This is a genomic window from Chryseobacterium sp. NFX27, from assembly GCF_049887855.1.
In the GTDB taxonomy this organism is placed as follows: domain Bacteria; phylum Bacteroidota; class Bacteroidia; order Flavobacteriales; family Weeksellaceae; genus Chryseobacterium.
The window spans coordinates 131,563-146,098 of sequence record NZ_JAGEKK010000005.1 but is presented as its reverse complement, the minus strand read 5'-3'; the positions used below and the strand labels follow the sequence as shown (position 1 = coordinate 146,098).

At 35.2% G+C, this 14,536-nt stretch carries 12 protein-coding genes and 3 tRNA genes; 9 read left to right on the top strand and 6 right to left on the bottom strand.

What is annotated here, in order from left to right:
- Positions 1-5 precede the first annotated feature (5 nt).
- The 7 genes from J4Q03_RS07550 to J4Q03_RS07520 all read left to right on the top strand — a co-directional run bounded on the left by J4Q03_RS07550 (position 6) and on the right by J4Q03_RS07520 (position 3,082).
- Positions 6-593: an HAD family hydrolase gene (locus J4Q03_RS07550; RefSeq protein ID WP_426047579.1), complete on the top strand. Its 588-nt coding sequence runs from the start codon at positions 6-8 to the stop codon at positions 591-593.
- Positions 594-617: 24 nt separating this feature from the next.
- Positions 618-1,082, top strand: coding sequence for a hypothetical protein (locus J4Q03_RS07545; protein WP_426047578.1), 465 nt, complete (start codon positions 618-620; stop codon positions 1,080-1,082).
- Positions 1,083-1,084: 2 nt separating this feature from the next.
- A complete protein-coding gene (locus J4Q03_RS07540) occupies positions 1,085-2,260 on the top strand; it encodes a cysteine desulfurase family protein (RefSeq protein ID WP_426047577.1) in 1,176 nt (391 codons plus the stop codon).
- 85 nt (positions 2,261-2,345) lie between these two features.
- Entirely contained in the window at positions 2,346-2,663 is a 318-nt protein-coding gene (gene trxA, locus J4Q03_RS07535) for a thioredoxin (RefSeq protein WP_047099031.1), read from the top strand.
- 133 nt (positions 2,664-2,796) lie between these two features.
- A tRNA-Asp gene (locus J4Q03_RS07530) sits at positions 2,797-2,870 on the top strand.
- Positions 2,871-2,902: 32 nt separating this feature from the next.
- Positions 2,903-2,976 (top strand) — tRNA-Asp (locus J4Q03_RS07525).
- Positions 2,977-3,008: 32 nt separating this feature from the next.
- A tRNA-Asp gene (locus tag J4Q03_RS07520) sits at positions 3,009-3,082 on the top strand.
- A 79-nt stretch (positions 3,083-3,161) separates the two neighbouring features.
- On the opposite strand, the gene J4Q03_RS07515 is transcribed toward J4Q03_RS07520, so the two are convergent.
- A complete protein-coding gene (locus J4Q03_RS07515) occupies positions 3,162-3,842 on the bottom strand; it encodes an aspartate/glutamate racemase family protein (RefSeq protein WP_426047576.1) in 681 nt (226 codons plus the stop codon).
- Between the two features lie 111 nt (positions 3,843-3,953).
- Here J4Q03_RS07515 and J4Q03_RS07510 point away from each other — a divergent pair, with 111 nt between their 5' ends.
- Positions 3,954-4,142, top strand: a complete 189-nt coding sequence (locus J4Q03_RS07510) for a hypothetical protein (RefSeq protein WP_426047575.1) — start codon at positions 3,954-3,956, stop codon at positions 4,140-4,142.
- Positions 4,143-4,665: 523 nt separating this feature from the next.
- Here the strand turns inward: J4Q03_RS07510 and J4Q03_RS07505 are convergent.
- The 4 genes from J4Q03_RS07505 to J4Q03_RS07490 all read right to left on the bottom strand — a co-directional run bounded on the left by J4Q03_RS07505 (position 4,666) and on the right by J4Q03_RS07490 (position 12,278).
- Complete coding sequence (locus J4Q03_RS07505) at positions 4,666-6,021, bottom strand: Gfo/Idh/MocA family protein (protein ID WP_426047703.1); 1,356 nt, start codon at positions 6,019-6,021, stop codon at positions 4,666-4,668.
- A gap of 71 nt (positions 6,022-6,092) precedes the next feature.
- Positions 6,093-7,412 carry a DUF3472 domain-containing protein gene (locus J4Q03_RS07500; RefSeq protein WP_426047574.1) on the bottom strand — a complete coding sequence of 440 codons (1,320 nt, stop codon included), beginning with the start codon at positions 7,410-7,412 and terminating at the stop codon, positions 6,093-6,095.
- 86 nt (positions 7,413-7,498) lie between these two features.
- Entirely contained in the window at positions 7,499-9,196 is a 1,698-nt protein-coding gene (locus J4Q03_RS07495) for a RagB/SusD family nutrient uptake outer membrane protein (protein ID WP_426047573.1), read from the bottom strand.
- Between the two features lie 10 nt (positions 9,197-9,206).
- On the bottom strand, positions 9,207-12,278 hold the full coding sequence (locus J4Q03_RS07490; RefSeq protein ID WP_426047572.1) for a SusC/RagA family TonB-linked outer membrane protein: 3,072 nt from the start codon (positions 12,276-12,278) through the stop codon (positions 9,207-9,209).
- Positions 12,279-12,822: 544 nt separating this feature from the next.
- On the opposite strand from J4Q03_RS07490, the gene J4Q03_RS07485 reads away from it, so the two are divergent.
- A complete protein-coding gene (locus tag J4Q03_RS07485; RefSeq protein ID WP_426047571.1) occupies positions 12,823-13,461 on the top strand; it encodes a sugar-binding protein in 639 nt (212 codons plus the stop codon).
- Between the two features lies 1 nt (position 13,462).
- On the opposite strand, the gene J4Q03_RS07480 is transcribed toward J4Q03_RS07485, so the two are convergent.
- Positions 13,463-14,503, bottom strand: coding sequence for a substrate-binding domain-containing protein (locus tag J4Q03_RS07480; RefSeq protein WP_426047570.1), 1,041 nt, complete (start codon positions 14,501-14,503; stop codon positions 13,463-13,465).
- Positions 14,504-14,536 lie beyond the last annotated feature (33 nt).

Here is a 14,536-nt window from a genome sequence, read left to right as displayed (position 1 = left end):
TAAAAATGAAAAAATTGTATTGTTTTGATTTTGACGGAACCCTGACCTATAAGGATACTATGTTTATGTATCTTAAATTTTTTGATTCTACAAAATTCAGGATACAATTTTTAAGGCATGTCCCTCTTTTTGTCCTGTTGAAACTGAAGCTTGCCGAAACTGAAAAAGTAAAGAAAAGCTTTATAGGTTCCATTCTTAAAGGGCAAACCCAGGAAAAGATCGAAATGAAGTCCAAACAGTTTTTTGAACAGCATTATCCGAAGATTGTAAGAGAAAATGCGCTGGACTTTATAAAAAATATCGATAGAGATAATACACAAAGCTTATTGGTAACTGCTTCGCTGGATATATGGGTGAAACCTTTTGCTGAAGAGCTGAAAATGGAGCTCGTGTCTACCCGTGCAGAGTTTAAGAATGGCATTTTTACAGGAAATTTCATTGGTAAAAACTGCAATGGTAAGGAAAAGCTTTTAAGAATAAAAGCTGAAATACACGACTCTAAATACGATAAAATTATTGCTTTCGGAGATACTTCCGGAGACCGGCAGATGCTGAAATGGGCAAATGAAGGTCATTACCAATTTTTTCACTAATTTTGGATGGTAAAAATGTAAAAAATGAAAAGACTGCTTATTTTATGTACTGCAATCATTATGAGCTGTGCAGCAACGCCGTCTCAAAAAACATCAGATATGCAGGAAAGCACTGAACTGCTTGTTTCCGAGTCGCAGGGCGGCACGGACAAAGCCGGATTTAAGATCATTAAGGATGAACAGGAATTCCGCAGCATCATCAAAGGGAGTTTTGGCCTTGTGGAGTTGGGCAAAGAACCATCCATCAACTATCCGGCATTTCCCAAGAACAAAAAAGTGGTTCTGTATAATATGGGCAGCTTCAGATCGGGAAGTCATACGGTTGGTACGATCAAAAATACCTCTGTGAAAAATAATATCCTTTATGTGGAGGTTCCTGAAACACCGTCAGGCGGAATGGAAATTCAGATGCTTTCAAACCCGTGGTTTATTTTTGCCGTTCCTGCAGATTATCAGTTTACCTCAGTAGAATTAAAATATTCAAAATAAAAATGAACAAAATATATTTAGATAACGCGGCAACAACTCCTCTTTCAGAAGAAGTCATAGATGCCATGGTTGGTACCATGAAAATGAATTTCGGAAACCCTTCTTCCACCCATAGTTTTGGGCAGGAAGCAAAGATTCTTATTGAAAATGTGAGAAGACAGGTTGCTGATTATCTTCATGTAACTCCTGCAGAGATCATTTTTACCTCTTGCGGAACAGAATCAAACAATATGATCATCAAATCCAGTGTGGAACATCTTGGAGTGGAAAGGATCATCAGTACTCCGCTGGAACACAAATGCGTTTCTGAGAGTATTCTGGATATGAAAAACAGAAAAGGCGTAGAGGTAAACTATATCCGTCCTAATGAAAAAGGCGATATCGACCTTAATAAACTGGAGGAATTATTAAAAGCTTCGGATAAAAAGACTCTGGTAAGCTTAATGCATGCCAATAATGAGATTGGAAATATTATAGATATCAAAAAGATTGCTGAGCTTTGTAAAGCCAATAATGCTCTTTTCCATTCAGATACGGTACAGACAATGGCGCATATGAATCTGGATTTTTCAGATATTATGGTGGATTTTGCTTCATGCAGTGCCCACAAATTCCATGGTCCGAAAGGAGTAGGTTTTGCTTTTATCAGAAAAGCAACCGGAATGAAGGGAATTATTACAGGAGGACCTCAGGAAAGAAGCCTGAGAGCCGGAACAGAGAATGTAAGTGGTATCGTAGGTCTTGGTAAAGCGTTAGAAATTTCCCTGAACCATATGGAAGAATATACCAGCCACATGCAGGAGATCAAAGACTATACTATAGAAAGGCTTTCTGCTGCGATTCCGGGGATCAAATTCAATGGAAGAAGTGCAGAGAAGGAAAACAGTCTTTACACGGTTTTAAGTGCCTTACTTCCATACAAGAACCCATTGATAGGGCTTCAGCTGGACATGAAGGGAATTGCCATCTCGCAGGGGAGCGCCTGTTCTTCGGGAGCATCGAAACCTTCCATGGTGATGATGATGGTCCTTACCGAGGATGAAATGGATCATTGTACACCATTACGTATTTCATTCAGCCATATGACGACAAAAGCAGAGATAGATGCCTTGGCAGCAGCTTTGGAAGAAATTTCAAAAGATTTTGCTATAGAAAAAACAAATGTTGAGCATAGATAGTCTTATTGCTTAAATATCGTAATTTTGAATATCCAATTAAGGATAGAAATAAGAATATAATATTAATTTAAATAAAAGAAACAAAATGGCTTTAGAAATTACGGACAGCTCATTTCAGGACACGGTTTTAAAATCAGATAAGCCGGTATTGGTAGACTTCTGGGCAGTATGGTGCGGACCATGCAGAACTTTAGGACCAATCATCGAAGAGGTAGCATCAGATTTTGAAGGAAAAGCAGTGGTAGGAAAAGTGGATGTAGACAACAATCAGGAAATTTCTATGCAGTATGGCATCCGAAATATCCCTACAGTTCTGATTTTTAAGAACGGTGAAGTGGTTGATAAATTAGTAGGCGTGACTCCAAAAGAAGTAATCGCTGAAAAATTAAGCGCACACTTGTAAAAAAATAACTTTGATAATGAATGCCTTCCGGTTTCGGAAGGTTTTTTTTTTACAAATAATTTGCAGGTAATGAAAAAAGGTGTAATTTTGCAATCACAAAAAAGAAACAACGTTCTTTACAACAACAGAAAATGATCCGGTAGTTCAGCTGGTTAGAATGCCGCCCTGTCACGGCGGAGGTCGCGGGTTCGAGTCCCGTCCGGATCGCAAAAGTTTATAATTTACTTTTAAAAAAATTAGATCCGGTAGTTCAGCTGGTTAGAATGCCGCCCTGTCACGGCGGAGGTCGCGGGTTCGAGTCCCGTCCGGATCGCAGAAGTTTTGTCAATTTCTTTTAAAAAAATTGATCCGGTAGTTCAGCTGGTTAGAATGCCGCCCTGTCACGGCGGAGGTCGCGGGTTCGAGTCCCGTCCGGATCGCAGGATCTTTTAAAATCCCTTCAATTATTTGAAGGGATTTTTGTTTTGTATGGATTTACCTATAAGAAAATCCTGCCGCTTACGAAACAATATACTCTACAATAGCTTCACAGTGTATTTTTGTGGTATCAAAAACAGGAACTGTACATTCATCCTGGCCAATCAGCAGTGGAATTTCCGTGCAGCCCAGAATAATACATTCTGCACCACAGCCTATAAGGTCTTCCACAATAGAAATATAATTGGTTTTGGTTTGGGGATTAATAAATCCTACTCCCAGTTCTTCCTTGACGGTTTGCTGAATATAATCTCTCGTTTCCTGTTTTTCGGGGATCAGCACTTCGAGTCCGTATTCCTGAAGCTTATTTTTATAAAAGTCCATTTCCATGGTAAATTTTGTTCCGAGCAGTCCGACCTTTGTAAATCCTGCTTTACGTATTGCTTTTGCGGTTTCTGTCCCAATATGGAGGATGGGCAGCTGTAAGGTATCCTGAAGCTCGTCAGCAAATAAATGGGCTGTATTTGCACATAGAACAATGCTGTCTGCTCCGGCGTTTTTAAGGTGTTTACAGGCTTTCAATAATAACTCAAAGGAGTTGACCCACCCTTTTGCCTGGAGATCTCCGAAATTTAAAGAATATACCATACATTCAGCAGCATTCAATCCACCCAGTTGGGCATTCACTCCTTCATTGATGAACTTATAATAATCTAATGTAGATACCCAGCTTATTCCGCCTACCAGTCCTATTTTTTTCATGAAATTCTGTTTATTTACTATTGAAACAAATCTAGATAAAAGTTTCCGGATTAAGCAAAAACAGATTGCCTTAGCATATTCTTTTTACAACTATAGCCAGATATGAATCTGATGGCTGAAATAGTAGACTGGACAAAAAAATATGCGGAGGAAAACCACAAACGGTTCATCAGAATGGATACAACGGGAGAAAATATACCTTTAATCAACTATTATAAAAATGCGGGTTTTATTTTCTGGGACTTACAAAGCTTGGAAATACTGACGGACTTCCCGGACATTACCATAACGCTGAAGTAAGTTTGTTCGAAATTGATTTATCAGGTACAAATTAACATATTCTAAGCAATTTATAGCTTATTAGCTGTATCTATTAACATCAGCATAGTTTACGTCATTAACGTGCTGTATTTTCCGTTTCGTCGACTGACTCCTGCTTTACTTAAAATTTCAAAAATAAAAAAACACTTACAATGAATGTAAGTGTTTCATTTTCATTAGATCTCCTGCTGGGCTTAAACCAGCATCTTATGATTAAGAGGTGGAGGAGTGCTACTAAAATAGCAGACAAAGTGCATTGTCCATAGTTGCTTAGCTACATTAAATACCTAAGAACTATTTTGGGAATATGTCATTCATAGACTTAAAAATACTATCTATCATTTTACTCACTTCACTATCAGAAAAATTTTCTATATAATAGGGAAGTCCATTTTTTCGGGGATTTTATTTTACAAATAACATTAACCACCCATTTTTGGATTGAACTTATTGAATCATAGGTTAATAGAGAGGGAGCCGGGATGATAATTAATATAATAATCTATTTTGAAAACTCTATTTTCTTTAGTTTATTCCAGCCGCCACGGGTGAAATCCGGGATTTCTACAGGAGCAGAATTGTTGTCAAGAGAGATTTCTGTTAGCGGAGACAGGCAAGACCATTCAGCCAAATCATAGACGTCCATATCTAGAGGTAATCCTCTCTGCAGGCAATATATTAAACGGTAGTCCATAACAAAATCCATTCCGCCGTGACCACCAACTTTTTTTGCTTGTTCCTCAATCCCTTTTAAGATAGGATGTTTGTATTTTTCCATTAATGCTTTTTTAACATCTTCAGGAACAAATTGATGAGCTGTTAAATTTTCATGGTTTGCTGCAATATCGTTACCCATTTCTTTGGAATCTAGAGCATATCCTTCCTTAGGGTATTTGTTTGCAAAACCTTTTGTTCCGCTCAATTGATACATTCTGCTGTAGGGACGGGGAGAGGTAACATCGTGTTGAATATGAATTGTTTTCCCGTTTTCGGTACGAATCATTGTCATGGTATGGTCACCATTTCTAAAATCTTTAATTTCTTTTCCTGACTTTTCTTTGATATAAGCAGGATTTCCAACGGCTTTTGTATCCATAGAAACCAAGAAGTTCATTTTGTCTCCACGATGGATATTCAAAGCTTGACAAGCAGGTCCCATCCCGTGAGTTGGGTAAATATCTCCACGATGTTTTATATTATAATCCATTCTCCAGTTGTTCCAATATTCACCCCAATACGGTTGAAGAGCATGGATATAAGAACCTTCTGCATGAAGAATTTCTCCAAATAAGCCTTGTTGTGCCATATTTAAAGTAGTCAACTCAAAAAAGTCGTACACACAATTTTCTAGTTGCATACAATGCTTACGAGTTTTTTCAGAAGTATCAATAAGTTCCCAAATTTCTTTCATTGTTATGGCTCCGGGCACTTCTATAGCAACATGCTTACCATCTTTCATTGCCTGTACACCGATATTAGCATGATTTTTCCAATCGGTTGCCACATATACTAAATCAACGTTTGGCAAGGCGGTTACCTTTCTCCATACATTTTCATCACCAAAAAATTCTTGAGCTTTTGGAAATCCTTGCTTGGTTAGAATTTTGTTTGCTGATTGTGTGTTTTTTTCCAACATATCACAGAGTGCAACAATCTCGACACCAGGAATATGCGTCATGCGTTCTACTGCTCCGGGGCCGCGCATTCCAAGCCCTATAAAGGCAACACGAACGACTGGTATTGGTTTGGCAACAAGACGCAAAACGTCTTTTTGTCCTTTTGCCCGGGCGGGTGTTGGGGTTTTAATCATTTGAGCTGATGCAATTGTCCATCCAAATAAAAGACAAACGACAAACATATTTTTTAAAATACTAATTTTCATAATTGAATTAATTTGATTTGAAATAATTGATAATTTGTAATATTTTTTTATGGTAAGTCATTAAGATTTAATTCTGGTTTTTTGTGATTTAAAGGTCTTGTAAATATTTGTTTTGGCGTTGTATAATGATTAAAAAAACCAGCATTTTTTAAATAAAAAAAACCATTTTCTTCACCACCTGCAAAATCCATTCGGTATTCTTTTGCACCTGTGTTATCGTTTGTAAAACGGGCAGTATTGATTTCTGACCACATTCCTTTGTTATCACAAACCCACTGATTATTAAATAGTACTTTGCGGGACTGATCACCTTGTTCGGGGATGAAATTTTCTAAAAATGAATGAAAACCTTTTAAATAAGTATTTGTTTCCGGACGATTAAAACTAGCAATTAATAGCCATTGATTCAATTCTGGGGCAAAAAAATATGCCGTATATGTTGTTGAGTTGTTGCTTTGGGGAGCTCCATGAAGCAAAAACTTATAAGTATTTCCGGCTTTCCAATCATATTTAAAATAACTCTGACCACCTGAGCCTTCGTTTCCAAATTCACCTGTATATACGTTTTTACCTTTTTTAAGCAGTTTAATTTTATGAGATTCTGGAATACTTTTGGGATCATCGGTTGTAAACGGACTCCAGACAGAGAATAAAACCCTTCTTTCAGTTGGAGAATTAACCTGAATTCCAAAATAGCCTTCTCCAAAACCATTAGCCATAAAATAGGAACCAATTTTGTCTTCATTTCTAGGAACGGTAAGTTCGTTATAATACCATTCTGCATTAGTATTTTGAGGAACTTGATATGCTAAATGTACGGAAGGACCACGTCTTCCCCAATAAAAAAAGTTTCCTTCATTATTTGGAACATAGGCTATTTTCCCATCAAAATCAGAGCTGATAATTGTTAAATGGCCAATAGAAGGGAAACGATCTGTTGTTTTTCTAATTCCTTTTATTTTAATTGCTACATAGCCTTCTTGAGTAATTTTCCAACTTCCTGCTGTTATGGATTTTTTTGTAGCAGGATCAAATTTCACTTTTTTTGCTATTCCGTTAATAGAAAACTCAAGTTCTGATTTTCCATAAACTTCAGTTGGTTCTTCAATAATAATTTGAAAAGTACCTGCTTTTGAGACTCTAAAATAAACTGTAAAAAATTCATCGGGATTTGTCCAATTTTCTATTCCTTTATTGGTGACCGTATTATTGCCATCAAGATGTTTAGAGCTGAACGTATTTCCTGCTAAAGGTAAAGAAATCTTAGTTTTTGGATTTTTTTCTGTAGAAATCTCTTTTGTATTGTTACCAACACAAGAAAAAAATCCCAATAATGAAACCAAAATAAAGTAGAATATATTTTTCATCTTTTTAATTGAAGAATAATCGTTTTATTTTTTTAATAAGCTCCTCTAGCAAGCAGATTAGAGAGGCTATACTATCCAAATAATAATTAAGGATTCTGAGTGAGAATACCCGGATAGGCATTAATCTCAGACTGTGGAATAAACTGTACAACACGAAGGCTTGTTGCCGGATAATCAATCAATGGTAGGTGTGGACCAGGATAACGGCGTGTCATCGTTTGACCATTTCTATACACATCATAACCACGGTGTGCTTCAAAAGCCAATTCTAACTGACGTTCTTCATCGATTCTTTGTGCTGCATTTGTACTGTTTAATGAAGTATAACCCCCTCCAACAATAGATCTTTCACGAATGATATTGAGGTTTATCAATGCATTGGCATAATCCCCTTTTTTGGCATATGCTTCTGCGAGATTTAAGTACATTTCCGCTAATCTCGAAATAATAGGCGAGTGCAAGTGAGAATCATTGTTTTGTAACGAAGCTTTTGTGATATAAAACATCGGATATACACGATTTAATAACATCATAAAATCTTTTTCACCGGTATATGTTTTACCCTCATATACAATAGAGTATTGATTTTCAGCTGCATTTACCTCTGTAAGATTATAATTAGTAGTTCCGATTGTGATATAATACGAACCATTTGGGTTTGTTTTTAATGGTTGCTGAACATAATTATATCCTGTTTGAGTACCGCCACTACTGTAGACATCCACAATAAAACGGAAAGCATCGATTTTATTTCCAGCTGAATCTTTGGCAAATTGTGGGTCAATAAATGCCCAACGTGCATCTTTCTTTAACCCCGCTTTTCGCAGCAAATCAAGATATTCGGCACTGGCATACATTTCACCCCAACCTTGTCCCTGAATGTTGGCATACAATCCACCAATTCCATAATAATGGTCAAATCCGGAATATTCTGAAGCAACTCTTTTTACGGCAAAAATAGTTTCAGTTTGTTCTCCAGAGTCAGGTGCATACGTATTGTATTTCATAAAGTTAGTGCGGCTAAGTAAACTGTATCTCCCACTTGCGATCACTTTATTGGCATATTCTATAGAGCGTGTTGCAAACTCCTGATTTGGACTTTCGTAAGTACCACTCATATACAAATATATTCTAGAAAGCATAGCCTGGGCTGCTTCTTTGGTAGCATAAGCTGCTGATTTACTTTCAGTCATTAGCAATTCAGATTTTTTCAAATCGCTGATAGCTTGTTCATAAGTTTCTTTTACTGTAGAACGGTCTGGCAGTTTCAGATCAATAACGTCAGCCGGCAAACCATTGATGATAGGAACACCTAAATTGGTTTCAGGAGATTGGGCATAAGGCCTTCCGTAAACACGGCATAAGTAAAAATAAATCATCCCTCTTAAATAGTATGCCTCTCCTAGTTGTTGGTCAGAAGCAGTACTCTTTCCTTCAGGAATAATTTTTATCAAATCACTTGATTGAGAAATGACTTTGTAACTGTTATTCCATAAAGTAGACAACCTTCCATTATTGGGAATATGTTGATAAGAGATAAAAGAATAAAATGAGTCAGTAGAAGTTCCCCGAATCATAATGTTATCTCCGGGATATTCTCCTACACGATGCATAACATCCGACCAATTTTTTAGCTGTCCATAACATCCGTTTAACAAAACTTCGATAGAAGCCTCCTGGTCTTCCTGTATTTTCTCTTGAGTATAAGATGCAAATGGTTCTCTGTCTAAGTTGCATGAGGACAGAAAGCTAATTACAGTTCCTAATATTAGTATCTTTTTCATGATTTTATTTTTAAAACGTTAGATTAAGTCCTAGAGTAATTTTGCTAGTTTGTGGATATACATCAGTAGCTACACCAGAAATAACATATTGACCTGTTCCGCTATTAAAATTTGGTGAAAGCTCCGGACTTACACCAGAAAAGTGAGAAATGGTAAATAAGTTTTCTCCAGCTATAAATAATCTTAAAGTATTGATATTTAGTTTATTGATAGGTATGTTATACCCCAAAGAAATACTTCTCATTTTTAAGTAGGTTCCGGTTTCTAAGAAACGGGATGAAGCTCTATTTGAATTGCTTGAATTATTGTAAGTCGCTTTTGGATGTGTAGCAATATCACCTGGTTTTTCCCAACGGGTCCATCCACTATGCAAATTCATTTGGTTTCGATCGGTATAAGCTCCATCCGAATCAAATTCGGTTCTAGAATAGTTGTAAATTTCGCCTCCAACAGAGTAGCTAAAAACAGCAGAAAAATCAAAGTTTTTATAATTTAAACTGGTCGAAAACCCTCCAAAGAAATCAGGGGTATAAGATCCTATTACTTTCTGATGTTTTGAAGCTTCTCCATAGTCTGAAGTTTTAACGCGTTCTCCATTGGCGTTAGTGGTAAACCATTGAGGGGCACCAGTTGCAGGGTCAACACCGGCCCATTCTGTAAGATACCAGCTATCTACATCATAGCCGGGCTTTAATAATTTGAATGCAGAACCTGCTACACCGCTACCGTCAGAAACAATAATTTCTTGGCGGCTTCCATAGAGACTCGTTACTTTATTTTTGTTTGCACCAATATTAGCATCAACAGACCATTTTAAGTTTTCATTCTTGATAATATCTACATTAATAGAAGCCTCAAAACCTCTATTGTTTACAGCACCAACATTTCTTAAAATACTGGTTACTCCAATAACTCCGGGAAGAGGGACTTGGTACAATAAGTCCGAGGTGTTTTTGTTATAATAGTCAAATGTAATATTAACTCTGTTAAAAAAACTTACATCCAAGCCTACACCAGCAGTATATGTTTTTTCCCAGCTTAAATCAGGATTTCCTATTTGTGAAATAAGAGCGCCTGGATTTGCATTATAACTTCCTGATAAAGAGTATAATGGTAGATGTCCATATAGTTGTAGTGGGCGGTTACCCACAGAACCGTAACTTGCTCTTAATTTTAAATTATTAATCCAATCTGCATTAAAAAAAGCTTCCTTATGGATGTTCCAACCACCACTTATAGAAAAAAAGTTACCATATTGGGCATTTTTTCCAAAGTTGGAAGCACCATCACGACGGAAAGAAAACTGTGCCAAATAACGATTATTATACGAATAATTTACGTTTGATAATAATGATTGTACGGCCCATTCAGATCTGTTTCCCTCTACTTTTTCCGGTACTGCAGCAGGCTCTGTTACAATAATTCCGGGAGGGATCCCGGTAGCAATTGCCTGGCTAAATTTTGACTTATATTCATTCCACTCATAACCGGCAACAGCATTTATTTCGTGTTTGTTAAAAGATTTATTAAATTTTAGTAATTGATTAGTATATAATCTGTTGAATGTGCTAAAATTATCTTCAATTCTACCTTTTACGGCCAGTCCTGAAGATGATCTAGGGTCAGAGTAAGAAGTTGAGTTTGAATTACCAAAAATATAATTGTTTACAGAAGCAAAAGTTAACGATTTGGTAAGCTTCACATCAAAATCAAGATTTGAACGCACATCATAGCTTTCCGATTCAGAAAAATTCCATTGTAAATCATACAAATAATTTGATCCGGAAACATTTACCCAGGTTGGGTTGGGCGCATTTCCTACCAAAGTTCCATCTGGTAAATAGGGGCTGTCCCATGGCAAGTTTCTATACAAAGCACCAACAGAGTGCTGCTGATTAAAGATTTTTTCTTTTGTTAAATTTACTTGAGGTCTTATTGTTAACCAAGTATTTGGTTTATATTCAAATTTCATAAGGCCGTTATATTTTTTATAATCATACCCTTTTATCGCTCCTGTTTCGTCATAAATCCCTACCGAAACATAGCTTTTAAACTTGTCACCACCTCCACTAATAGATAAATTATAGTCATTGGCAATGCCTGCTTGGTTTGCATTTCCCCACCAGTCATAGTTTCTGTTTCTTAGTTCAGGCGCCCACCATGTAGCATTTTGAAAAACTTCTTTGTTTGAAAATGAATTATATAGATCATACAATTCTGCCCCATTCATGATTTTGTAGTTGCCATTGTTTATAACTGATACTGCTGTTTTTGCCGAAAAATTGATAGTTGCTTTACCTGTTTTTCCACTTTTTGTAGTAACCACAATAACACCGTTGGCACCTTGCGATCCATAAATAGCTGTAGATGCAGCATCTTTAAGAACCGTTAAGCTCTCAATATCAGCAGGATTCATACTCGGAGAAGCATTTCCAACAATTACACCATCAACAACCCAAAGGGGGTCTGTACTTCCATTTACAGTAGTTTTCCCTCTAATAACTACTTTTGATGAACCTCCGGGCTGGCCACCACTAGTACTTACAAAAACCCCTGATGCTTTTCCAGAAAGTAAGTTTTCAACAGTAGGAGTAGTAACATCTAATAGTTTTTTATTGTTTAAAGTTTGCAAAGAACCCGTCAAACTTTCTTTTTTCACCTTACTATAACCTAACATAACAACTCCATCTATTTGCTGTACAACTTCTTTCATTACAATAGTTATAAAATCATTTCCGGCTGCAATCTCCTGATCTTGCATTCCTGAGAATTCAAATACTAATATAGAATCAGAGCTGGGAGCTTCTATTGTAAAGTTCCCGTCTGCATCAGTTTGCACAATGGTTTTGGTTCCTTTTATTGTAACATTTACACCCGAAACTGGTACCCCTTTTTCGTCTGTTACTTTTCCTTTTACTATTTTTTGTGCATAGGATAAGACTTTGTAAGATTCTGTCTTTTTTAAAGTGGCAGCATTTGCTATTTGAAAACTAATTGATAATAATATTGTCAATTTAAATACTTTTCCTGCGCCAGTCATTAACCGCAAATTTCTTGGTTTTTTTGGGGATAATATTTTCATGTTATTGAAATAGTTTTGGTTAATAAAATGTTTTTTTACTAAGTTTTTTTTAAAAATAAGTGATGTTTTTTAAACAAAAAACACTCAAAATTTTAGTCTGAAAATTTTAATATTTGACGAAACTAGAGATTATATTTTTATAAAACAAGGAAAAGGACAAAAAAATGTGCTCGAACACATAAAATTTATGTTCTCGAACACATAAAATTGCGCAAAACCCTTTTTTGCGCTTAAATTGATGTCGTTTTTACAAATACAATGCTCTTTTTTTAAGTTTAAAAAAAAGCTATCTGCATTATAAGTATTCTAATATTAAATATTTAGCAGTGATTTTACTTCATTGTTAATAATATTTCAAACCGTTATTTTGTATTAATCAAAAAATATGTTTTTTTTAATCTTTAAAATAGAAATCAAAAAAGAAGTAATTTTATAAAAATTTCAGTATAATTTTTAATATATAAAATAAGACCTATTTTTAAGTCCGTTTTTTCAAAAGTGTAAAATATATTTTAGATTTTAGTAGCTCAGCAAATTAAAAATAATGAATCAAACTTTAAAAGAGTATCAGGTAAATTTTATAGAAAAAAAATCACAGGATTTTGATAAAGAATTTTGGGAAGAAGCAAATTGTTTGACCGATTTTTGTTCACCATGGAATCAAAGTGAAATTTCCAAAATTGAGCTTAGGGTACTTTATGATTTAGAAAACCTTTATTTTAAATTTACTGTTTTTGATTCGGATATTTATATTGACGTAAAAGATGAAAGTTTTGAGAGCATTGGAAATTCGGATAGGGTAGAGTTGTTTTTTAGAACGAACCGGGAACTCAATCCTTATTATTGTTTAGAAATTGATAGCAATGCAAGAATAATGGATTTTAGAGCCTATCCTAATAAAAACTTCGATTTTGAATGGAAATGGCCAAAAGAAAATCTGATTGTAAAAGCTTCCCGCAGTAAAACTTCTTTTGCTGTAGAAGGTCAAATAAGTATAAAATCATTAAAAGCTTTAGATTTAATAAAAGGAAATATACTTGAAGTTGGTGTTTTTAGAGCGAAATTTAACAAAATAAATAATTCCGAATACGAGCCAACTTGGATTACCTGGGTTAATCCGGAAACTGAGTCTCCTGATTTTCACATTGCTTCTTCTTTTGGAAGATTTGTTTTAATGAAATAATTTAAGAAACATAAAAAGAAGCATTTTCTACATTAATAATATCAATTGGCAATAATATTTTTTCAGGAATTGCTTTGCTGTACAAAAAGTGTTCAACTAAAGTAGAAATGCCCAAACAGACTTGCTGTTTCTGATTTTGATGAATTAAAAAATGAATAAAGCCTTGGTTTAGATAATCTACATTCTTGTATATTAAATCATAGCCGATAAGTTTAATTTGTTTGTCTTTTGCTTTCGAAATAAGCGAGGCAATTTGATATGATTTTGAAGTGGTAATAAAAACACCTTTTAAATCAGGGTTTTTATCTAGAAAAGTATTAAACTGGGTTTCAATATTTGAGAATTTTAATTTTAAAGTTGAAATTGAAAAATCAGGATTGCTTTTTTCTTCAAAATAATTTCTGAAGCCTTTTTCTTTTTCCTGCATGTGAACCGCATTTTTTAAACTTTCGTCAATATGAATTATTGCAATTTGGCCTTGTGGCACAATCAAATTCATCAAACTGGCAGCCACGCGGCCACTTTTATGTAAATCTTGCCCAACAAAACTTTTTATGTAATTTGATTCGACTTGATTGTTAAAACTACTTACGATAATATTCTGTTCATTATATTGTTTGATTACCTCTAAGGTTTCTTTATGAAATAATGGTGCTAACAAAACCGCATCTGGTGATTGCGTGATAATAACTTCGTTGGCCTTAATAAAAGATTTGGTACTCTCGGGATTAAAAAAGTGGTTTGTTATGACTACATTATAGGCCTTAAACTCTTTTATGGATTCATTAATCCCATTAAGACAAGGTAACCAATATGGATCAATTTCCGGGTCGGGTAATACCACACAAATACGATAAATTTTATTGTTTTTTAGATTTCGGGCAATTAGATTGGGTTCATAATTAATCACATTAAGCACTTCATTTATTTTATCAAGTGTGGCAGGTGAAACCTTTCCTCTCTTATGCAATACCCTATCTACGGTTCCTTTAGAGACTCCGGCTAATTTTGCAATATCTTTAATTGTGTATTTCTTATCCATTATAAACAAATATAGAAATTTTGATTTAATATT